Raw genomic sequence first — 22,774 nt, 5'->3', positions numbered from 1 at the left:
AATTTCCAGAATTGCTTTTCAAATTCGATTAATTCACCTAATTCTAAAAATTCCGGTTCTGACTAATGAAGAAGCGGATCCCGTTCTTTAGTAAAATGCTTATAAACCATTTTATCTAAAAACGCCGGAATAAATTTGCTCAGGGCAACAGTTAATTTGCCTTGTCCTGTTAGGGTTATTGTACGCGAGCGATTTTCTATGGCATCAACAATGTTTCTGGCCACTTCATCGCTGCTCATCATTTTTTGTTCTTCAAGCGTACTTTCACCTTGTTGTTTGCCTTCGCTGTTTAAAGCCGAATTGCGGATGTTAGATGCTGTAAATCCCGGACATGCAGTTAAAACATGTACCCCGGTTTTGAGGTTTTCGATCCGCAATGAATCTAAAAAACCATTCATGGCAAACTTTGAAGCTGAATAGCCTGAGCGGCCAGGCAAACCTTTGTAGCCCGCTATCGATGATACACCTACAACACTACCTTTAGTTTTCGTTATTTCGGGCAGGGCATACTTAATACAGTTTACCATCCCCCAAAAGTTAACATCCATTACCTGTTTAAGTACCTCTACTTTAGCATCCTTAAACAAAGCGCGCATAGTAATGCCTGCATTGTTGATCAATACATCAATTTTACCAAATGTGGTAAGGGTTTGTTTTATAAGATGGGCGCAATCGTCCTCATTGGTTACATCGCACTGTACAGCTAAAGCTTTGATTTTATATTCCCGCTCAAGCTGTTCGGTAAGCTGGCAAAGGGTAACATACTGCCTTGACGCCAGCACCACATAGGCACCGCGTTTGGCACATTCATAAGCGAGTGATTTTCCGATGCCCGACGAAGCGCCGGTAATTATAACAACCTTATCATTTAACTTCATACGAAGGAGGAATTAGCTGGGGGATGCCTTCCACCTTAAGTTCGGGCACCTTAAATAAATATTTGGACGCGAAGATAATCATCGCCCCATAATATTCCTTAATGTGTATCCAGCTAAATTTAACCTTATTTTGTATGTTAAAATTGATGATATATGTTTTGGGAAAATAGTAATTTTTAAACCCGGCAAGCCTGATGCGGTATGAATAATCAATATCATAGCCATAGGTATGAAAACGCTCATCCATCAACCCTATTTGGTTAAGCGCCTCTTTACGCAACAGCATAAAAGCACCATTGATAATATCCGATTCGGAAGTTTGAAACTCTTCAACCCAGTCTTTACTCTGCGGGCTGGTAAGCCTCGATTTTGAAAAGTGTTTTGCCATCCCCGTAACCTTGAAGAAACTTTCCCACGGTTTATTAAAACCACGTTTTGATTCTTTCAGAAATCTTCCTTCGGGAGTTAACATGCGTACGCCTAAACCGCCAGCATCTTGATGCATATCCATAAACTCGAGCGCCTTCTCAATAGTCTTCTTGCCTGTAATTGTATCCGCATTGACCAGTAAAATATACTCCCCTATAGCCAGTTTAAGTGCATGGTTATAGGCACGGGCCATGCCGTCATTTTTGTCGTTGGCAATAATTTTCACATCAGGAAACTCGGTACTAAGCATGGCTACCGACTTATCGGCCGAAGCATTGTCGACCACAAAAACCTCATGACTAACGTCCTTGGCAGCCCTGATCGCTGCATTCAGGGCAATTCTGAGCAGGTTGCAGGTATTATGGCTTACAACAACTATAGATAGTTTCATGCTTACTTGGATAGTGAATTTTCGTACGGAACGCGGGTAGCTATGGAACGGCCCAAAGTTATCTCGTCTACATACTCTAATTCACCACCAAAAGCTATGCCACGAGCTATAGTTGTAATGGTAATATTGAAACTTTTTAATTTTTTATGAAGATAGAATAGTGTTGTATCACCTTCCATAGTGGCGCTAAGGGCAAAAACCACTTCTTTCACCTCATTGTCATCTGTTGGCTTAAGGCGCTCAACCAGGGTATCTACCTGCAAATCTGACGGCCCAACGCCATCCATCGGCGATATTAAGCCACCAAGCACATGATAAACACCGTTAAACTGGTTGGTATTCTCAATAGCCATCACATCACGGGTATCTTCAACCACGCAAATGAGGCTATGATCGCGGCGGTGCGATGAGCAGATCTCACAAACCGGTAAATCAGATATGTTATGGCAAACACGGCAAAACTGTATTTCGTTACGAAGCTTAGTCACCGCGGTACTGAATCGTTCAACATCCTGCTTATCCTGGTTAAGCAAATGCAGTACCAAACGCAGGGCGGTCTTCTGACCAACACCCGGTAATTTGGCAAATTCGGCTACAGCATTTTCCAGTAATTTGGACGAGAAATTCATTGTGCGAAGGTAAATATTTTTTGAATAACATCTCCATAACGTCATTGCGAGGTACGAAGCAATCCCCGATTTGCGGAGGGGCTATGCAAGGTTTCCCTGTAAAGTTCGCGATTGCTTCGTTCCTCGCAATGACGGGAGCTGAAATACACATCTAACAATAATTACCTTTTTTCAAAAAAAGATTCCGACTTTAGAAAAACATAACACACGCCTATGTCACCCGGAGCATTATTGTCATTCATTATCGGTTACTTTCTGGTATTACTTATCATCTCCTGGCTTACATCAAAAAAATCGTCGGATAATGATACATTCTTCGTAGCTAATCGAAACTCTAAATGGTACCTGGTTGCCTTCGGGATGATAGGCACAGCGCTGAGCGGGGTTACTTTCATCTCTGTACCGGGCAAGGTTGGTACCGATCAGTTTGCCTACTTTCAGTTTGTATTAGGCAACGCGGCAGGGTTTATTATTATAGCCACCGTATTACTCCCGTTATATTACCGGCTTAAGCTCACATCTATTTATAGTTATATTGAAGGAGCTTTGGGCGTTTGGAGCTATAAAACAGCGGCAGCTATCTTTTTGGTGAGCCGGGTAATTGGCTCTGCATTCCGGTTATACCTGGTAGTAATCGTATTGCAGAAATTCATCTTTGATAGTTACCACATCCCTTTTGCCGTTACAGTGCTTATTTGTTTGGCGCTCATCTGGTCGTACACTTTTAAAGGGGGATTGAAAACCATCATTATTACCGATAGCCTGCAAACGTTTTTCCTGGTGCTGTCCGTTTTCCTGTCGATATATTTCATTTGCCAGAGCCTGCACATGAATATTTTTGAGGCTGCCGAAACCATCAAAAACAGCAGTTACTCTAAAATATTTTTCTTTAATGATTTCATGAGCAGCAAGCTGCATTTAGGTAAACAGTTTTTCGGGGCTATGTTCATTACCATTGGTATGACCGGGCTTGACCAGGACCTGATGCAGAAAAACCTCAGTCTTAAAAACATCAAAGAAGCGCAAAAAAACATGTTCAGCTTTGTTGGCGTTTTCGTGATCATCAACATCTTTTTCCTGAGCGTGGGTGCTTTGCTTTACATGTACGCTGCTAAAAACGGCATCAACGTTACTAAAACCGACTACCTGTACCCTACCATTGCCCTGCAATATTTAGGGCTTGTTCCGGCCATGATATTTATGCTGGGCTTAACGGCAGCCACCTTTGCCACTACCGATTCGGCCCTTACAGCGCTAACCACTTCCTTTTGTGTCGATTTTTTAAGTTTTAACAAACGCGCGGATGTGAACAGCAAAAAGATGGTGTCTGTGCGCCATTGGGTACACATAGCTTTTTCGGGGCTGATGTTTTTAACCATTATCATATTTAATGCAATTAACAACGAGGCTGTAGTAAGCGCTATATTCAGCGTGGCATCCTACACTTATGGTCCGTTACTTGGCCTTTATTCGTTTGGTTTGTTTGTAAGCAACAGGCAGGTTATGGATAAACTGGTGCCTTTCATTTGCCTGCTCTCTCCTGCTATATGTTATTTATTAAATGCCGAATCAAAATCTATTTTAGGCGGATATGTTTTTGGTAACGAACTCATCATTGTAAACGGATTAATTACATTTGTTGGGTTGTGGATTACTTCGAGTCAGAAAGTCGGAGAAGTCCGCAAGTCCGAAAGCCCTGAGATTGGATAGCTAAAAAATTCATCCACTAATTAACCGAAATCAATTTTCTTCGTACTTTGCATTAATTAATACAGAATAAAAAAAACTTTCCGACTTCCCGACATCGGACTTTCGGACTAAAAAAAGCATATGACCGGAGAAGATAAAATAAGACAAGCATTCGAGAATAAAAACTGGCAGGAAATTAAGGTTACCGACTCCTGGCAGATCTTTAAAATAATGGCCGAATTTGTTGACGGCTTTGAAAAACTGGCTAAAATTGGCCCCTGCGTATCCATCTTCGGGTCGGCGCGTACGCATACCGATAACAAATACTACCAACTTGCAGTAGATACCGCCCGCCTGCTTACCGAGCATGGCTATGGCGTAATATCTGGCGGTGGCCCTGGTATTATGGAAGCTGCCAACAAAGGTGCTTATGAAAACGGCGGTAAATCAGTAGGCCTTAACATTGAGTTGCCGTTTGAGCAGTTCCACAATAAATATATCGACAGGGATAAGATCATGGAGTTCGATTACTTCTTTATCCGCAAGGTTATGTTTATGAAGTACTCACAGGGCTTTATCATTTTGCCCGGTGGTTTTGGCACTATGGATGAATCGTTTGAGGCCATCACGCTCATTCAAACCGGTAAAATTGCCCGCTTCCCCATCATATTTGTTGGGGTTGAATACTGGAAAGGCCTGTTTAATTGGGTTGAGGAAAAAATGCTGAACGAACAGCATAACATCAACCCCGACGATCTTAACCTTTACCGGGTTGTTGACACTGCCGAAGAAGCCGTTGAGCACATCACCAGGTTCTACAACAAATACGTACTTAAGCCAAACTTTTAACAGGCTCACCAATAAAAAAATGCCGCTCCATCAGGGCGGCATTTTTATTTGATATAGTTTTAGGTTTGTGATCAGCTATTTCATGCTTTGTTTTGGAGCAACAGCAGCTTCGGCGGTGACAGGCCCTTTTGCCATGTCAATCATTGCGCTCACTTCATCTACCAACCCCTCTGCCGAACCATCAAAGCCCACAACCTTAAAGCGGATATTGCCATTTTTATCAATAATAAACTTTGTTGGGATACCGTTCACGCCAAATTGTGATACTACTTTTGACTGCCTGCCATCGCCTCCTTTTTCATCTACCAGCACGTTGAAAGTATATTTATTATCGGCAATGAATTTCTTTACGCCATCAATATAATTATCTCCATTTTCCCAGGTATCTATAAACAGGAATTTCACATCCTGGTCGTCCTTGTATTTATTTACGGCCATTTGCATACCCGGGAAAGATGCTTTACAAGGGCCGCACCAGGTAGCCCAAAAATCGACTATAACAATTTTGCCTTTCAAATCGGCCAGCGAAACAGTGTTTCCGGCAAAATCCTTAAGGGCAAACTTTGTGGCTGGTTGGTTGATCATCTGCTTAGCCACCTCTTCCCTCTTTTTATCTTTTGCGATATCTGATAAACCAACCAGGTACTGATCATAACCCGTTTCACTACCTTTTAATCCAACATAAGCTTTTTTCAATTCATCCTTTAAAACCGGTGAAACTTTAGCTGCCTTAAACGCGCTTTCAATTACCTCTTTTGATTCGGCATATTTACCGAGGGCATTCAAAATAAGTACGTAATGCTCGTTTGTGGTTGGGTCATTATCCTTGTTAGTGGCATAAAGTTCTTTCTGATACTTAAGTGCCTCATCATATTTTTTCTCTTTATATAAAATGAATGCATAAGTATCAGCATAGATGTTGTAAACAACTTTATTTTGCTTTTTTGCATCATTTACCGACATGAACGATGATACAATCGGATTCTTCATTTTTCCAGTAATGATATCCAGCGTTTGCTTTGAAAGCTTTTCGGCTTGATTAAGGTTTTCTCCTTTTTGTGCCCATTCATAAGCCATATTATTGTAGCTCATTGTTATGCTCATTTTGTCTTGAGTCAACGTTGCGTATTTATTAAACGCCACGGTATCACCAGCTCTTAAAAAACCACCGGCTAACTGACCTCTTATAAAATCTATCCTTCCGCCTTTATCGGTGGCCATTTCAGGAAATTTGGTCACATAAGCGGTATAAAGCGAATCCTTTTTGTGCACGTCACGCTCGCGCACCATAACAAACTCGGCATCATTTTTCACCGATTCGCCCTTGGGAAATTTAGCTTTGATTATTTCGCCCAATGAATCGGCAGATGTTTTTTGGTTTCGCCAGTTCAGGATATTGGCTGCAAGGATCAGGTCTTTCTCCACGGCGCTTTTTTCAAGCGATTTAACCTTGGCGTTTAACATGGCTGCAGTAGCGGGATCTTTTTTCTTCGCTAATATGTAATAGTAATTAAACTGATAAGGCTTTTCGGCCTGAGGATAGGCGTCATACTCTTTTTTAAACAATGCCAGGCCTTCTTCAGAGTCGGTCTTTATTTTGGCATAATTATTACCAACACCACTTAATATATAACCTTGGGCTTCATAAGCGCCCTGGACAGGCTTTTTATCCTTATAAACTAAATAAACATACCCCTTATCGTTATTGTTATCAATATCACCGTCACTAAATATTTTTATAAAGAAAGCCTTCGCTGTAGCCGGGATAGTAAAATCACCTGACAATAAACTTCCCTCCGCTTTCAAACTGATATCGGTGGCCGGGTTATCTTTTCCATCAATGTAATACACCTCTGCACCGATATCCTTTTTGCCGGCAATAGGCGTACCCTCCGGATCATAGGTGATCTTAATCTTTTCAGTTGGAGATGGATTACTACTGGATAATGTAAGATGAGTTTTTTGTGCAAAAACGCATTGTATAGCCAGCAAAGCCGGCAATAGCAGGATTGATTTGTGTGGTTTCATAGGTTTAACTAATAATATAGTTGAAGTTAGGTACAAATTATTTTAAATACAATTATTTTAACAATTATTAACCTTAATAATTTATTTTGCACCATGGACAATTCCGTCAAGAATAAACCGCAGAAGGCATTAGGCTTTATCTTTGTTACTTTACTGATTGATGTGGTAGGATTAGGGATCATTATACCTGTGCTGCCCAAGCTAATTGAAAAACTGATCCATGCCGGCTTGAGCGAGGCTTCGTTATACGCGGGTTTTTTAACGCTTGCGTATTCGGTAATGCAATTCCTGTTTTCACCATTAATAGGCAACCTGAGCGATAAGTACGGTCGCCGCCCGGTTTTACTTTGCTCGCTGTTAGGTTTTGGTATCGATTATCTGTTTCTTGCTTTTGCACCATCTATAGGCTGGCTGTTTTTAGGCCGGGCTATTGCCGGTATCACCGGGGCAAGTTTTACTACAGCATCTGCTTATATTGCTGATGTAAGCACGCCCGAAAAACGGGCCCAAAACTTTGGAATGATCGGCGTTGCTTTCGGTCTTGGCTTCATCATTGGCCCGGCAATTGGCGGCATATTAGGTAAAATGGATGTTCAATATCCATTTTTTGCGGCCGCCGGCTTAGCATTTTTGAATGCTATCTATGGTTTCTTCATATTGCCTGAATCACTGGACGATGCGCATCGCCGCCCTTTTGATTTAAAAAGGGCAAATCCGCTGGGTTCGTTGCTGCAGTTAAAAAAATACCCTTCGGTAATGGGTTTAGCATTGTCACTGTTCCTGGTGTATTTTGCAGGGCAGGCTGTACAAAACGTTTGGACTTATTTCACTTTCGAAAAATTTAAATGGGGCGAGGATACTGTTGGCTATTCACTCGCTTTTATAGGTTTGATGATAGCACTTGTTCAAGGCGGATTGATGCGTATCATACTACCTAAGCTGGGTATGGAACGTTGCATTTGGGTTGGCCTGCTGCTGTACAGCGTAGGGCTCATCCTGTTTGCATTAGCAACCCGGGGATGGATGATGTTCGCCTTTATGGTGCCTTACGCTCTTGGCGGTATTGCGGGCCCGGCACTACAGGGCATCATGACCAACCAGGTACCCGCCAATGAACAGGGCGAACTACAGGGCGGCCTCACCAGTTTGATGAGCCTGAGCGCCATTTTTGGCCCATGGGTGATGACCACTTTGTTTTATTATTTCACTAACGATAAAAGGCCTTTCTTTTTACCGGGGGCACCTTTTATTTTAGGTGCGATATTGATGCTCATAAGCGCCTTGCTTGCTATCCGTAATTTTAAAAACGTAAAGAAAACCTCGGCAAAGGATATTGATGCTGTAGCTACGTTGCATTGATCATTTATATAAAAGCAGAATGCACAAAGCTTAAAGCTTCGCCGTTGTTGATGTTATTACCATAGGCGTCCGGAAAATCAAACAAAAGCTATGTCATTGCGAGCATAGCGCGGCAATCGCACGGAAGTATAACCGCCCTGTATAGTATGCGATTGCTTCGTCGTTCCTCCTCGTAAGGACATATTTTTTTGCCATCCTAACCTTATGGAGCTACCATCAATAACAGCAAAAGCACAAGTATCAATCAACGGTCAAACTGTAAAATATCGACTCCCAAAACTTTTAACCTGTTTAAACCTTTATCATTATTAATGAGCGCCAAACCTAAAAAAAAACATACCGCCGCCTTAGGCTTTATTTTCGTAACGCTTTTTATTGATGTACTTGGTTTAGGCATCATTATCCCGGTAATGCCCTCCTTACTCGAAAAACTGGGCAATATGGATGTAAGTACAGCCGCCCAGTACAACGGCTACTTAACATTTATCTATGCCTCTATGCAGTTCCTGTTTTCATCGTTGTTGGGTAACCTGAGCGACAGATATGGCCGCCGACCTATCTTATTGGGCTCCCTGTTAGGTTTCGGCATCGATTATGTTTTTATGGCCTTTGCGCCTACCGTTGCATGGCTGTTCATTGGCCGGGCAATAGCAGGCTTTGCTGGTGCCAGTAACACCACAGCAACCGCTTACATAGCCGATATCAGCACCGGTAAAAACCGGGCAGCAAACTTTGGCTTGGTTGGCGCAGCATCCGGACTTGGATTTATTATTGGTATAGGCACCGGAAGCTTTTTGGGTGCATTAAATGTGCGGTTCCCATTCATGCTGGCCGCGGGTCTGGCGCTCCTAAACGCTGCATACGGCTATTTTGTACTGCCCGAATCGTTGAACATCAAAAATCGCAGGCGTTTTGAATGGAAAAAGGCCAATCCTATTAGTTCGTTACGGAACCTGTCGCGCTATCCCTCTTTGACCGGGCTTATAGGCGCGTTCTCATTGGTTTACATAGCCCAAAAAGCAGTTGAATATGTATTATCATTTTATGTAACCGAAAAATTTGATTGGGCACTCAAAAGCATAGGCTTTTTAGGCTTTTTTATAGGCATTGTTCTGGTAGCTATACAAGGGGGACTCATCAGGTATACCATCCCCAAATTTGGGCAGGAGAAAAACATTGTGGCAGGGTTGCTATTTTACACCATCGGCTTAACGCTTATAGCCTTTGCTAACCAGGGTTGGATGATGTACGTTTTTATGGTGCCTTACTGCCTTGGGGGTATTTCCGGGCCGTCGTTACAAGGCATGATCACCAGTACCGTGTCTGCTAAAGAACAGGGCGAATTACAGGGCTCCTTAACCAGTATCAGTAGTTTGGCAGTGATTATTGGTCCACTGTTGATGAGTTCGGTGTTTCATTTGTTTACCCATCGCAACACTTCAACTTATTTTCCGGGTGCGCCTTATATTTTGGGAGCCGTTTTAATGTTAATTGCTGTTTTTTTAGCGATCAGAAGTTTTAGGAAAGCAAAGTTGGTAGAGTCAAAGGAAGTGGAAGTAATTACGTAGAGACGCATCACATGCGTCTATTGAAGCGAAAAGACGCATGTGATGCGTCTCTACAAAAAATTAATCCAATCCGCTTACCCCTCCTGATATCACAAACTTCATCACATCAGCAGCGCTCTTATCCATCGGTTTTACCTTATCAGCAGCAATGATAACCACCTGCCCGGCAAAGGAATAAGAATAAGGAAAATACACAGCAACTTCACCAGGTAGTCCTATCTTGGCCAGATCTTTTTGAACCAAAAAACCTATCTTTTTTAAACCGAACTCGTTCACCTCAACTAACACCGGCTCGTTGAACTTTTTCTCCTCTCCTACAAAAGCTTCGGTCAAATCTTTTATCGATGAGTATAGGAACGCAAAGATGGGCAAACGCGCAAACCAACGCCTGAACCAGCCTTTAATAGGTTCGGTGATCACATTGGTAACTAATACCCCCATGATCATGATAACCACTATCACATTCAAGATCCCTAATCCCGGGATATACATATGTTTCCCGGTTTTATCAACCCACAGATCGCTCAGGTTAAGTGCCTTATCAATGCTGGCCACTGCCCAGTACATCAGGAAAATGGCGGCACCAACGGGTACTACCACTAACATCCCTTTTACAAAATACTTGAATAATACCCGCGCTAACCTGTTCATTTTAACCCCTGATTTCTACTCGTAAAAGTACACTCTTTTTACCCTTTGCGAAATATTGGTTAATATTTCATAGGGGATGGTACCTATCTGCTTTGCCAGTTCTTCGATGCGTTGGTGCTCGTCAAATATGATCACCTCGTCGCCTTCCCGCACATCCAATCCGCTTACATCCAGCATACACATATCCATAGTGATGTTACCTACCGTAGGTACCAGTGTTCCTTTTACCAGCATTTTGCCAACACCTTTGCCAAAGGCACGTAAATAACCATCGGCATAACCGATACGGATGGTAGCTATTTTACCATCTTTCAGGAGACTGCCACTGCGGCCGTAACTGATGGTATCCCCCGCCCCTATCTTTTTAACCTGGGCAACACTGGTTTTTAAGCTGGCAATAGGCTGCAAACCGGCATCCGATGCCGGTACCGACGAATCTATCCCATACAAACCTATCCCCAGTCGTACCATATCATAATGCGCCGAAGGCCAGCGGATGATACCAGCCGTATTACAGATATGCTTGATCACCTTATAACCCAGTGCCTTTTCTATCTCCTTAAAAGCTTTTTCAAAACGCTTGATCTGTTTTTTTGTAAACTCGTCATGCTCCGGAGCTTCGCTTGCTGCCAAATGTGAAAAAACCGACTGCACCCGTACGTAACGGTTAGCTTCCAGCATATCGCACAGGGTTTCTATCTCATAATTTTCAAAACCGAGGCGGTGCATACCCGTATCAATTTTAAGGTGAACCGGGTAAGCGGCAATACCCCGCGCCGAAGCGTATCCCACAAAATCATCTAACAAACCAAAACTGTAAATTACAGGCTCAAGCTTGTATTCGGCAAGTTTATCAAATGCCGAAGCTTCGGGATTAAGCACTTTAATAGGCAGGATGATCCCGGCCTGTCTTAAGGCTACCCCTTCATCTATATAAGCCACAGCCAGGTAATCAACCTTATTGTATTGCAGCATATTGGCTACCTCAAACGTACCGCTGCCATAGCTAAATGCCTTTACCATAGCCATTACCTTTACGCCCGGCTTTAATTTCGACTTATAAAAGTTGAGGTTATTTAGTAAGGAGTTCAGGTTGATCTCCATTACGGTTTCGTGTGCTTTTTGAGCCAATGCACGGCTTACCTGCTCAAATTCAAAACTGCGTGATCCCTTGATCAGGATGGTTTCATCTTTAAAATTGAGCGCTTTTAATTGTTGTAGCAATGTGGTGGTATCGGCATAAAAATACTGTTCAGCCACATCAAAATACTGCTGGTGCGTTAGCAGGGCCTCTCCCACGCCAATAAACTTGTCTATCTTTTTGGCACAGATCAATTCGGCCACTTGTTTATACAACACATCCTGCTGCAGGCCCGATTGATAAATATCCGACAGGATTAGTGTCTTTTTTAGATGTTGATTTTGCTGCGACAGAAAATTAAGCGCTATCTCAAGCGATTGCAGATCCGAATTATATGAATCATCGATAACCGAGCAATTGTTTACCCCATTTTTCAATTCCAGCCGCATACTTACCGGCGCAAGGCGCTCGATGCGTTTATCGGCCTCAACAGGGCTATAGCCTAAAGCCAGCATGGCAGCCCAGCAAGTAATGGCATTTTCTACCGAAGCCTGATCGGTAAAAGGAATAAGGCACTCGATCTCCTTACCCTGGTAGCGGGCGCGGAAATAGTAGTTTTTGGAGATCACAGTCTCGCTGAAAACATACAGGTCAGATTCCCGGAATTTGCGGCTCCAGGTAAAAGTTTCTTTGGCGGCGATATCTTTTTCATAACCGATCAGCTGATCATAATTATGGATCAACAACCGGCTGTGCTTGAAAAGTCCAAGCTTTTCCAGGAGCTTTTGTTTGGGCGACTCAAAACCCTCATCATGTGCCGGGCCAATATGCGTTAGTACCCCTAACTCGGGTTTGATGATAGCTTCCAGCTTAGCCATCTCATTTACCGTGGAGATGCCCGCTTCAAAGATACCCAGTTCGTTGCGGTCGTTGATTTGCCATACAGATAACGGCACACCAATTTGCGAATTATAACTTTTAGGATTACGTACGATATTTTTATCGGCCGAAAGCAGCTGGTAAAGCCATTCTTTAACTATAGTTTTACCATTGCTGCCAGTAATACCAATCACTTCCAGCTTAAAGCGGCTACGGTGATAAGCCGCCAGTGTCTGTAGTGCAGCCAGCGGATCGGGCACTATTAAAAAGTTGGCGCCGGGCAGGTTAAACTCAGGGCCATGCTCTACCACAAAATTGCGCACACCACCTGCATAAGCTTCGGCAACAAACTCGTGGCCGTTGCGCCTGCCGCTCAGGGCAAAAAACAAGCCATGGGCAGGATTGCTGATCCGGCGGCTATCAGTAAAAAGCGCACTGATGGTATGTTCATCAACAATGTTGCCATCTGCCTTGATGATCTTTTTTATAGCGGTTATAGTGTACGTGTTACTGCGCATGATGCTAATTTGGAGATATTAAAACAAAAAGAATAATTTTTAACGAATTTTGATTTCTAAATGGATCAGCCCAAATCAATTAAAATTACCGACGAGAAAGTTGCCCTTGCCAAAGCCGAACACTTTTGTGCCTACCAGGAGCGTGCCCAGCAGGAAGTACGCGACAAACTTTACGATTGGGGACTTTGGCCGGATGCCGTTGAACACATCATCAGCCAGTTGATAGAGGGTAACTTCCTTAATGAAGAACGTTTTGCAAAGCTCTATGCTAAAAGCAAATTCAACCAAAAAACCTGGGGCCGTATTAAAATAAAACAAGGATTAAAGCTTAAACGAATACCGGATGTATTGATCAAAAAAGCACTCCTTGGTATCGATTTGGACGATTATTTAGCTGCATTAACCCACCTGCTGCAAAAAAAATCGGCTACCATAACCGAAAAGAACCAGCTTAAGCGCCGATACAAGTTGCAACAGTACGCCATGGGCCGCGGATTTGAGGCCGAGCTGATATCTGATATTTTGAAAAACAGCGAGTTATAAACTATTTTCAAAAAAGTTAAAATTTTCCTTGCAGAGTATACATTTCTGCCTATATTTGCACTCCCGCAAACGAGATAGGCAGCCGGTTAACGAAAGCCAACTCAAAGCGAGGAAAATACCAATGCGAAAGTAGCTCAGTTGGTAGAGCACGACCTTGCCAAGGTCGGGGTCGCGAGTTCGAATCTCGTCTTTCGCTCAAAGCCCTTCCTGATAAAAAGAAGGGTTTTATTTTTAAAACTGCCATCCCGATCAAATCGGGACAAGCGCTGCTCAGATGGTGGAACTGGTAGACACGCAGGACTTAAAATCCTGTTCCCGTAAACGGAGTGCGGGTTCGATTCCCGCTCTGAGTACTTAAGGAAACAACACATGGTCGTTGTTTCCTTTTTTTATACCCGTAAAAATCTACTAATCAAATAGTTACACCACTCCCAGCAACGGTTCGATTTTTCCGTAAATATTTGTTATACCTTTTTGAGATGTAGTCTAAAAAGTAAGTTTAAGATACCTTCTGCTCTGTTTTTTGCTGGTTCGATATCCACTTAGGGATCTTGTTATTTGGGGCATTAGTAAAATTATATGTTTTTGCCATGCGATATAGAAAATCTAAAACCACCCCGGCTTCGCTTTCATCTAATTGAATACCATTTTTTATCAGGATCGAAATCGCCCGTCTTGTCGGAACTTTTCTTTCTCTATAACTTTTTATTTCCCTATCCGGAGTCGCCCCTTCAAAGGTTGCGTTCGGGTTTTTAAAAGACAATATATTTGCCAAAACACTATTAATTTGTATTGATACAGCCTGTAGTAATATTAATAGTTGTTGGTGGAATCATACTCACAATATACATCTTATCCAATATGTCCAGGTTTAAAAAGTTGTAAAATATCTGATTGATAGTTCTTCCTTCTACTTTTAATTGTTCCCGAAGTAATTTTAATTTAGATGCATTACTGTTCAACTCTACCCCTACATTGTTACAAATTGCCTGGCTTTCTATCTTAAGTTCTTTAAAATCATCAAATTTCAACCTATCTGCAACAAATAATTTTCTTGCCTTCGAAATCACCAACCGTTGTTCTTCAAGTTGTTTTATTAATAACCTGCGGTCCTGCAGATATTCAATCCTTTGAACACCAATATTCTCATCCTCCAAAACAAGATCAAACAATCCGACCGATCCATCTAAAAGACGCAATTCCTGCAATCTCTCGTTATAGCTGTTATTTACGAATTCCGATTTTATCTTGTCCTACAACCTTTCGAACAATGATCTACTTTATATTGAGTAGCTTTTTTCTTTGCTCTCCCATTAAGTCATGAGCGAATGCAGGATTAACCAAAGGTGTTCAATACATATCACTTTTATAAAGTCGTACTACTGGTCAGGACGGCATTTTTAAATTATGTTTCCTATTTTATATTTATTTTATAAGGAACAATATTCAAAAAATATTTTAGGCTTTTAACATTCAGTTAATATCTGCTGGATAATTTACATACGTAAAACCTGCATATGAAATTAGCTGATAAACCTGCCCGGTTAACCCGTTTTGAAGAAATTTACAGCGATACCTTTGATAAGCTCAGGAACACTTTTTTAAAGTTGACACGGGATGAGGAGCAAACCCATGATATATTACAAACAGCGTACATAAAGCTATGGGAAAAGCTGGATGAACTGGAAGATCATGGCGATTATACACCGGTAATATATGTATATGCCCGCAACGTTTTCAGGGATGAACTGCGAAAAAAATGCAGGCAGGAAATTGCCAGGGACGAATTAAAATACTTTGCCGCATCATCAGTTGATTCGGAGGGGTCGGCCGAATTAAAGGAATATGAAATTATCGTTAAAGAAATTATTGATAAAATGCCCGCAAAACGGCAGCGTGTTTACCGTATGTTTAAGGAGGATGGCCTTAGCTATAAAAATATAGCGTTAAGTCTCGGGATCTCATCAAAAACAGTGGATAACCACTTGAATGAAGCATCAAAAGAAATAAGGAAACAGGTTAAACTCGCTTACCAAACCGGTAATTTGTCATCATTAACCGTTGTGCTGATCATTCAACTGTTGACAACTTAGTTCAGTAGTGATTAGCGTAACATGCCGGGGGTGACTACCAACAAACATTAACTTATTTGATATATTTATACTTGGAGTTAATATTAAAATTACACTAATTTAAACGATATAAAAATGTATTTTTGTGGATATCCCGATAAGAAATTATCTGATGGATAAATTGCATTTTGAAAAGGCCGGTTATTTGGAACCGGCCTTTTTTATTATATATATATTGATTTGTTAATTGGGGTTATTTGAGCATGGTATCATAGATAATGGTTGAACTGAAGAGGCCGGATGGATCTTTAATTATACCCAATGACATGACCTTGTTAGGTACGAATTGCTGTGATTGATTCTCAAATAATACTGCTGGAAAATCGGTTAATACATCAACCAATTTATCATTGTTTGCGGCGTTAAAAACTTCATAATAATAACCACCGAAGCCATCATCAATATGTTTAGGCGGCGGCAATTCTATATAAGGACTAAACCCCGTTTTACTTATACCATTTATAGTTGAAACTTCATCGTAAAAATATTCACCTGCGTCATTATAGTAAAGTTCATAGATCTTCATATTTAGTAATGCTGGTAATGAATTGTCAAGGTTAACAAATTGTACAAGGCTGTTTCCAGTTGCCGGTTTTATGCTACCATCGTAGCCGCCGCCAATAATTTTTAAATCGCCGGTGTATAAAAAATTCAGTTTTAAATTATTGGCTTTTACATTAAGCGCGGTGTCAATTACCGGATTACCCGATTTACCAGGCTGATATATTTTTATTTTGTGGCTACCAATATATGCCTTGATAGTTTTACTATCTGCCGGGGCTTTCAATGTATCGGCTATTTTACCGTCAATATCAATTAAAAGTATACCTATGTCTGTAGTAGTAGTTGAACTGATATAAAAACTACCGTAGCTTTTTGCTTCAATAAGCTTACCCTCTTTTTTACATGCAATAAAGAATTGTGTAACGAATATTATTAAAAACAGGAGTTTGATTTTTTTCATAAAACTAATTTAAAAAGTACCATGAGCCTTATGCTCACGGTACTTTATTTCTTTTAATTATAACCAGTCAAAATAAATTTTAATTAGTAAGCATTGGTGAAAGGCTCGTATGAAGCCCAGCCACCGCTATCCCAACGGGCAGCAGCTTGTAACCCAAATGCACCTAAATAAGCTGGTGTGGTATCAAATGCGGAGAAAGTACCGCCCGGGTGGGTAACAGCAAGGCCTGTAAACACAGCGCCGGTTCTGATATTTGCAGGTGCACTTGGCAGGATTCTCCAATCTTGAGCAGTAGCACTGAACGGAGCAACCAGCTTAATTGTAGTGTTTGGATTTGCACCGGTTAATGATGTTACTGCGGTTGAAGTTAAAGCAGCACCTGTAACAGCTGTGCTGTAACCATGAACGTAACTGTTTGAATACTCACTACCAGTAGTATTGATCAATGTGGCACCGGCGTTAAAGCCAAAATTAATTGAGTTACGTACTTTGTAACTTGAATTTACACGGAACAGGTGACCGATACCTGAAGTTGGGCCCGCTGTAGCACCACCAACAAAGGTAATGTTTGATAAAACCGGTTGTGTTACACGGCTTGCAAATGCACCGCCGGTGGTAACGATAGGAGAAGAGATATTGTTGCTCTCGATACCGTTAGGGCTTGATGAATAAGTAAAGTTAAGATCTTTAGCAGCAAGGGCAAACTGGATTGAACCCTGGTAACCCTGATCAAAATCCAGATCATCATCATCATTACCATAAGAGATTAAAAATTTAGCGTTTACCGAACCACCAAAAAACTCAAAAGCATCGTCGGCACCGTATGATACCTGGATATGATCCAATGTTGTACCTGCACCAACACCACCCAAAGTAAGGCCGTTTAGTTCATTACCGTCGCTAACAACAACACCGGCAAATTCAATACGTACATTTTTAAGGATACCTGAGTTATCAGTTTCAGTAGCGCCGCCGTAACCGATAGCGTCTTTACCTGCTAAGCCAGATGGGATCTGGGCTACAGGGATACCTTCAATTTGTGGTTTAGCCTGGTTAGTTGGAGCCTGGCCTAAAAGTACAACACCACCCCAATCGCCTTTTGCACGCTGGCCGCTTGCCTTGGCCGATGTAAATACGATAGGGTTAGCAGTAGTACCTTGTGCGTCAATTTTACCCCCTCTCCTGATAACCAGGTATGAAGGGAAGCCGCTTGTAGTGTTGGCAGTTGCTAAACCTTTAATATAAGTACCAGCCTGTATAGTGATAGTAACAGTGCTGTCAACAAAAGTAGGGCCATTAATAAACCATACCTTATCATTAGTAAGGGTAATGTTGCTGGTAATAAGGCCGCTGATAGTACCAGTTGCAGTTGGCAGCGCATGGGTATCAGGGAATAACGCTTTTGAGGAGCGGTCAAAATCGCCTTGAGGAGCAGTTACGCCTTCCTGTTTTTTACAGCTGCTAAAGCCTAAAGCCGCAGCAAGTACTAATAAACTGATGGATTTAAATTGCATTTTCATAGTGTGTGCTTTTTAAATAAATAGAAATTTGGTTCCCTTTATTCAATTTGGTTTTTAACTGGCTTCACCTTTTAAGCCGGTAAGCAACGCAGGCTTTTGTTGTTTTTTGATAGATGTTTGTTTCCTTTCTTCTTAAAATTTATATGATGGTTACAATTAAAAGCGATAAATGAAATTGAGCGTTGAAGTAGTACCGTACTTCCAGGTAAATATTTTTGTGTCATAAGCAGCATTGTACCGGGTCCCCTTGGGATCAACCTGATTTGCTGGCAGAGGCGGCGTGCCATCGCCAGGATAAGTATCAACAGAAGGTGTTGCTTCAGAATAAGTTTTGTTGCCCGGCGGATAAGCGTTCACGTAATAAAACATTTGGCTATTGAGCAAATTGCTGATATTTAAGCGGAACTCGGCCTTATTGTTTTTAAGGAATTTGTAGCTCAGCTGTAGGTCTATCACGTCCCTGCCGTTTTCATATTGATCTTCGGCACGGTTTGGCGACGCGTAAACTATACGCTGGCCATAACGATTATAAACAGCGTTAAAACCAAAGTGGCTGCCGGTATAAAGAATGCCCGCGTTAATAATATAAGGCGATTGCCCTGTTAACGGCCGGTCGCGCTTGCTGGGTACGGCCTCGCCCTTATCATTAACAGCGTATACAGTACCCAGGTCAACACTGGCTTTGAGATAAGTAAAATTGCCCGAAAGGTAAAGGCTTGACCAAAAGGACGAAGACGTTGAAATAAAATTGAATGATTTTCGTACATCTACTTCAAAGCCAGTATTTTTAGCACTCTTTAAATTACTGTATACGTAAGACCTTGGAACCTGATTAGGGTAAAGTATCTCGATGGGATCTTTAAAATCCTTGTGAAAACCTGATACGGATATTATTTCACCCGGTGAAGGATAATATTCATACCTGATATCAAAATTTTGTACGGTAGTTGATTTCAGGTTTGATCCCCTTACAGACCTGAACAGATCAAAATCAAAATAACTAAAATAAGAGAGCTCCCTGAAATCCGGACGGGCAACTGTTTTGTAATAAGCGACCCTGATATTCATTTTAGGTGTTAGGGCATAAATAGCATTAACAGATGGTAGCAGGGTGTTCTTTTTGGTGGTAATGAGGCTGTCTACAATCGGGGCTACCTGGTCGCCTGGCACGGGCCTACGTGTACGAGTAGATACCTTCTGCGTATTTTGTTCGTACCTTACCCCGGCAATTAACCTTATCTGTTTGGTAAGCTTGGCATCAAACATGCCATAGAACGCGTTGAGGTTCTGGCGGCCCTTGTAACCGGTACCAACTGTTTTATCAGCTACTCCGTTACCATCAGCAATAGTAGGAAACAGGTACAGGTTTCCTTTGGCAAATTCAGATGAATTGTATACATCATAATAAGCTAACCCATCGTAGCGACTGTTTCCAGTACCACTGTCGCCAACATTTTTTATGCGGTAAAAATCTGTTTGATAATCAGCAGTACGATAATTACCCTGGTAACCAAATTTAAAAGCCTGGTTGAGTTTTAACAATTGAAAAGGTACCTGTATGTTTGCCTGCCATGAGTAGCGTTTTTCGGCATAGTCTGAATAATAAACACTGCCATTTTTTATATTGCTATCGCTGAAATTATAAGTGAAATAATCATCGGGGGTTTGGTTCCCGTTAGGTATCACCCTGTCCATCAAACGGCTAAAGGGTTGATCGCGATTTACAGTTGAAAGCGCAAATCCATAATCGGCCTTAATCTTTCGCTTGCCTAAAATATGTTCGCCGGTAAAATTTGTTTGAAATAATTCATTTATTACGGTTTGGTCACTGTAGTTGTCAATCTTAGAATTGTTTTCACCATTAATGCCGGCATAGGTAAAATACTTGTCACTAAAACGCCGGTTATAGGTGTTTTTTAAAGTAAACTTGTTGGTGCCGTTAATATAACCAAGGTTAACACTGCCGCCCCATAGTGTGTTAAATATATAATCAGTCCCTTTATAATCACTTACAGTTGATTGATATACATTGTGTTCATTGGCCAACTGCTCATTACGGTAGGTTAAAGCGGCAACAATGCCCAGGGTTGAATTATCCTTAAAAGGAAAACTATGTGCTGCGGTAAACTGGTAGTTTTGAATAGGTTGCGCGGTATATTTTCTTAAAGCCCAGTTGTTGGGCAAGGTTCCTAAAAATTTGGCGGCCTGCGCTTTTTCATCGGTGGTTGCCGTACCCCCTCCAATTTTAATGGCCAGGTTATTATACTCATTCAGGCTCATACCTGTGGGCTTACGCTGATAATCATTTGCAAAGCCCCAATAATTTTTAGAACCGCGGTATCCACTTATGAAATCCTTGCCGGTAGCCCTGTTGTTGTAGCCGCTGCCTACGGTAAACTCCGCAAAGTTTTCATCAGGGATATCCTTAGTGGTTATCTGCACAAGTCCGCCGGTAAATTCGCCGGTCAAATCGGGTGTGGCGGTTTTATTTACTACAATATTATCAACCAGCGGGCTTGGGATAACATCAAACGCGAAATCGCGGCGGTTAGGCTCCGTGCTGGGCAGTTGTGCTCCGTTCAGCATCACATTGTTATACCTGTCGCTCATGCCGCGTACCACCACAAACCTGTTTTGTGATACCTGCAAACCGCTTACCCGGGTAAGTACCTGCGCGGTATTATTATCCGGCGTACGGCTAATCTGTTCGGCGGTGATACCATCAGATACAGCAGCGTTGTTTTTTTGCCGCGCGTATAAACCTTCTACCGATGCTTTTTTATAATCGGATTTGATCACCACCTCATTCAATGCATTTGAGGCAGGTTTAAGTGCAATATCCAGCAGCGTACTTTTGTCTTCAGTTACAATAATGCCGGAGATCCGCTGCGATTGAAAGGAAATATAAGTGATCTCAATGGTGTATGTTCCGGGAGTAACTACAAACATGTATGAGCCGTCGGGGCCGCTTTGCACTGCTTTATTGGCTTCTGTAAGCTTAATGGTTGCACCGGGTAATGTTTCGCCTTTATCGTCAAGTACCTTACCGGTAATTTTACCGTCCTTTTGTTGTTTAGCCGGGCTTTGTACCGGCCGTTTTTCTATCCTTACTGATATTTCCCGGCCTTCGAGATTGTATTCAAGCGACAGTTTCTTTTTGAGATCGAGTAAAACGCTGCCTAAGGGGGTGTCGCTGAATTTCAGGTTGTTGACTTTTACTTTTTTTGCAGCTTCTTTATCGTAAAAAAAGTCATATGCCGATTGCTTCTTTAATTGCACCAGTACCTCATCTAAATTAGCGGAGGCCAGGGTCAGGCTCACAGAATTGCGAAGCTGGCTGATATTTGTCTGGGCATTGACTTTGGATATCGCATAAAAAACAATAAAAAAGAATAGTTGAGCTGTGAAATGGATTTTTTTTTGTTTGAAGAACTTATTATTAGTAAATACGTACATAAATTTTTTGATAACGTTTTTCGAGGACTTATTTCAAAATTTAAGGGGATACCGTTGCTGCGGTATTCCCAATTTTCAACATAGGGATTAATCGTTTATGATATATTCATGCTCTCCCTTCTTTTTAAATTTCAATCCATGTATAAACAGGATCCTGCGCAGCACTTCATCTGCTGTGTTACGGGTGTAGGCTCCGGTTATCATTTTGTTTTTAACTAATGAACTGTCTTTAAAGTCAATGTGAACAGCATAGGCATCGGCTATGCGGTTAATTGCAGTAGCCAGCGGTGTATTGTCGAAAACCATTTTACCGCTGGTAAACGAATCCATTTTACCATCAACCTGTACACTGTGCACATCGATATTACTGTTGCTGTTGTTGTAGCTAAGCAACTGTCCGGGGGTGAGCAACCGCTGTTGGCTGCCCGATGATACCTGCACCCGTCCACGTACAAGTAATACATCGATATTTTTCTCGTTTTTATAAGCTGTTATATTAAAAGCGGTACCTAAAACACGGGTGACAATATTACCCGATGTAACCCTGAAGGGTTTAGCAGCATCATGGCTTACATCAAAAAAAGCCTCACCGGTCAGGGCAACCTCCCTGCTGGTATCTGAGAAATTAATTTTATTGTAGCTAAGGGAAGAGTTAGGATTAAGCCAAACCTGAGTACCATCGCTCAATACAATTTTATGAGTGAAGTTTTCACGGTTGCTGATGGTAACCAATTGCTGTATTTTTTCATTTGTTTTATTACCAATAAGCCAGTACGCTATGCCAACGGCCATAAGTAAAGCAATCCCCGCTGCAACGCGATAGGTTACTGCGTGTTTCCAACTAATTATTTTGCGCTGATCCGGTTTATCAATAGCCGACCTAAGCCTATTGAAAAACTGCTCTTTTAACGACGCAGAACTTTCGATTTTGCTGCCCACTGCAGCCTGTTCCATTATATACTCATCCAATACCGATTGATCGTCCCGCTCTAAATATTTTAAAACCTGCTTTTTTTCATCAATGGAGCAATTTCCATCAAAGTATTTTTTGAGTAATGTTTTGGTGATCGTATCGGCCATATGGTGGTGTATTTTCTTTCTTTATTGATAATACGCGGCAGCCGATCCGATTCCCTATCCGGTTTTGATTTTTTTGAGGGTAATTCTGTCTGTAAGGAAAAACACCAATCTCAATAGGGAATCCCTTCTT

The 22,774-nt window shown here is 41.7% G+C and carries 18 protein-coding genes and 2 tRNA genes; 8 read left to right on the top strand and 12 right to left on the bottom strand.

Translation table 11 applies throughout. The features are described from left to right. Positions 1–62: 62 nt before the first annotated feature. Genes AC1DUD_RS17670 through recR form a run of 3 tightly spaced genes read right to left on the bottom strand, consistent with a single transcriptional unit; the run spans position 63 to position 2,327 of the window. Entirely contained in the window at positions 63–878 is an 816-nt protein-coding gene (locus AC1DUD_RS17670; protein WP_477376688.1) for an SDR family oxidoreductase, read from the bottom strand. Next, the gene (locus tag AC1DUD_RS17665; protein ID WP_477376686.1) at positions 865–1,698 is read right to left on the bottom strand and encodes a glycosyltransferase family 2 protein; all 834 of its coding nucleotides are present in this window, start codon (positions 1,696–1,698) and stop codon (positions 865–867) included. The genes AC1DUD_RS17670 and AC1DUD_RS17665 overlap by 14 nt, the downstream gene beginning before the upstream one ends. 2 nt (positions 1,699–1,700) lie before the next feature. Beyond that, a complete protein-coding gene (gene recR, locus AC1DUD_RS17660) occupies positions 1,701–2,327 on the bottom strand; it encodes a recombination mediator RecR (protein WP_121228440.1) in 627 nt (208 codons plus the stop codon). Positions 2,328–2,540: 213 nt separating this feature from the next. On the opposite strand from recR, the gene AC1DUD_RS17655 reads away from it, so the two are divergent. Both AC1DUD_RS17655 and AC1DUD_RS17650 read left to right on the top strand, forming a co-directional pair. Beyond that, complete coding sequence (locus AC1DUD_RS17655; protein WP_477376683.1) at positions 2,541–4,037, top strand: sodium:solute symporter; 1,497 nt, start codon at positions 2,541–2,543, stop codon at positions 4,035–4,037. Positions 4,038–4,157: 120 nt separating this feature from the next. Further along, positions 4,158–4,865 (top strand): LOG family protein, encoded by a 708-nt coding sequence (locus AC1DUD_RS17650; RefSeq protein WP_091219526.1) that lies wholly within the window; start codon positions 4,158–4,160, stop codon positions 4,863–4,865. A 75-nt stretch (positions 4,866–4,940) separates the two neighbouring features. Here the strand turns inward: AC1DUD_RS17650 and AC1DUD_RS17645 are convergent, their stop codons facing one another. Next, on the bottom strand, positions 4,941–6,893 hold the full coding sequence (locus AC1DUD_RS17645) for a TlpA family protein disulfide reductase (RefSeq protein ID WP_477376680.1): 1,953 nt from the start codon (positions 6,891–6,893) through the stop codon (positions 4,941–4,943). Positions 6,894–6,986: 93 nt separating this feature from the next. Here AC1DUD_RS17645 and AC1DUD_RS17640 point away from each other — a divergent pair, with 93 nt between their 5' ends. Then, positions 6,987–8,252, top strand: coding sequence for a TCR/Tet family MFS transporter (locus AC1DUD_RS17640; RefSeq protein WP_477376678.1), 1,266 nt, complete (start codon positions 6,987–6,989; stop codon positions 8,250–8,252). A gap of 311 nt (positions 8,253–8,563) precedes the next feature. After that, on the top strand, positions 8,564–9,820 hold the full coding sequence (locus AC1DUD_RS17635; RefSeq protein ID WP_477376676.1) for a TCR/Tet family MFS transporter: 1,257 nt from the start codon (positions 8,564–8,566) through the stop codon (positions 9,818–9,820). Between the two features lie 60 nt (positions 9,821–9,880). Here the strand turns inward: AC1DUD_RS17635 and AC1DUD_RS17630 are convergent, their stop codons facing one another. Together AC1DUD_RS17630 and AC1DUD_RS17625 are read right to left on the bottom strand one after the other, a co-directional pair. Further along, positions 9,881–10,471 (bottom strand): DUF502 domain-containing protein, encoded by a 591-nt coding sequence (locus AC1DUD_RS17630; RefSeq protein ID WP_477376674.1) that lies wholly within the window; start codon positions 10,469–10,471, stop codon positions 9,881–9,883. A 15-nt stretch (positions 10,472–10,486) separates the two neighbouring features. Further along, the gene (locus AC1DUD_RS17625; RefSeq protein WP_477376672.1) at positions 10,487–12,949 is read right to left on the bottom strand and encodes a bifunctional UDP-N-acetylmuramoyl-tripeptide:D-alanyl-D-alanine ligase/alanine racemase; all 2,463 of its coding nucleotides are present in this window, start codon (positions 12,947–12,949) and stop codon (positions 10,487–10,489) included. 60 nt (positions 12,950–13,009) lie between these two features. Here AC1DUD_RS17625 and AC1DUD_RS17620 point away from each other — a divergent pair, with 60 nt between their 5' ends. The 3 genes from AC1DUD_RS17620 to AC1DUD_RS17610 all read left to right on the top strand — a co-directional run bounded on the left by AC1DUD_RS17620 (position 13,010) and on the right by AC1DUD_RS17610 (position 13,845). After that, positions 13,010–13,492, top strand: a complete 483-nt coding sequence (locus tag AC1DUD_RS17620; RefSeq protein WP_477376670.1) for a regulatory protein RecX — start codon at positions 13,010–13,012, stop codon at positions 13,490–13,492. A gap of 123 nt (positions 13,493–13,615) precedes the next feature. Then, a tRNA-Gly gene (locus AC1DUD_RS17615) sits at positions 13,616–13,688 on the top strand. A 72-nt stretch (positions 13,689–13,760) separates the two neighbouring features. Further along, positions 13,761–13,845, top strand: a tRNA-Leu gene (locus AC1DUD_RS17610). 146 nt (positions 13,846–13,991) lie between these two features. Here the strand turns inward: AC1DUD_RS17610 and AC1DUD_RS17605 are convergent. After that, entirely contained in the window at positions 13,992–14,267 is a 276-nt protein-coding gene (locus tag AC1DUD_RS17605; RefSeq protein ID WP_477376668.1) for a hypothetical protein, read from the bottom strand. A gap of 7 nt (positions 14,268–14,274) precedes the next feature. Next, the gene (locus AC1DUD_RS17600) at positions 14,275–14,700 is read right to left on the bottom strand and encodes a hypothetical protein (RefSeq protein WP_477376666.1); all 426 of its coding nucleotides are present in this window, start codon (positions 14,698–14,700) and stop codon (positions 14,275–14,277) included. 309 nt (positions 14,701–15,009) lie between these two features. On the opposite strand from AC1DUD_RS17600, the gene AC1DUD_RS17595 reads away from it, so the two are divergent. After that, positions 15,010–15,585, top strand: a complete 576-nt coding sequence (locus AC1DUD_RS17595) for an RNA polymerase sigma factor (RefSeq protein WP_477376664.1) — start codon at positions 15,010–15,012, stop codon at positions 15,583–15,585. 232 nt (positions 15,586–15,817) lie between these two features. Here the strand turns inward: AC1DUD_RS17595 and AC1DUD_RS17590 are convergent, their stop codons facing one another. The 4 genes from AC1DUD_RS17590 to AC1DUD_RS17575 form a co-directional block, all read right to left on the bottom strand. Then, positions 15,818–16,588 (bottom strand): hypothetical protein, encoded by a 771-nt coding sequence (locus AC1DUD_RS17590; RefSeq protein ID WP_477376662.1) that lies wholly within the window; start codon positions 16,586–16,588, stop codon positions 15,818–15,820. Positions 16,589–16,671: 83 nt separating this feature from the next. After that, positions 16,672–18,108, bottom strand: a complete 1,437-nt coding sequence (locus AC1DUD_RS17585) for a hypothetical protein (protein WP_477376660.1) — start codon at positions 18,106–18,108, stop codon at positions 16,672–16,674. Between the two features lie 156 nt (positions 18,109–18,264). Beyond that, positions 18,265–21,564 (bottom strand): TonB-dependent receptor, encoded by a 3,300-nt coding sequence (locus AC1DUD_RS17580; RefSeq protein ID WP_477376658.1) that lies wholly within the window; start codon positions 21,562–21,564, stop codon positions 18,265–18,267. Positions 21,565–21,651: 87 nt separating this feature from the next. After that, entirely contained in the window at positions 21,652–22,644 is a 993-nt protein-coding gene (locus AC1DUD_RS17575) for a FecR family protein (RefSeq protein WP_477376656.1), read from the bottom strand. Positions 22,645–22,774: the final 130 nt, after the last annotated feature.

It is taken from the genome of Mucilaginibacter sp. P4_A11 (assembly GCF_056402535.1).
This window is presented reverse-complemented; position numbering and strand designations above follow the sequence as displayed.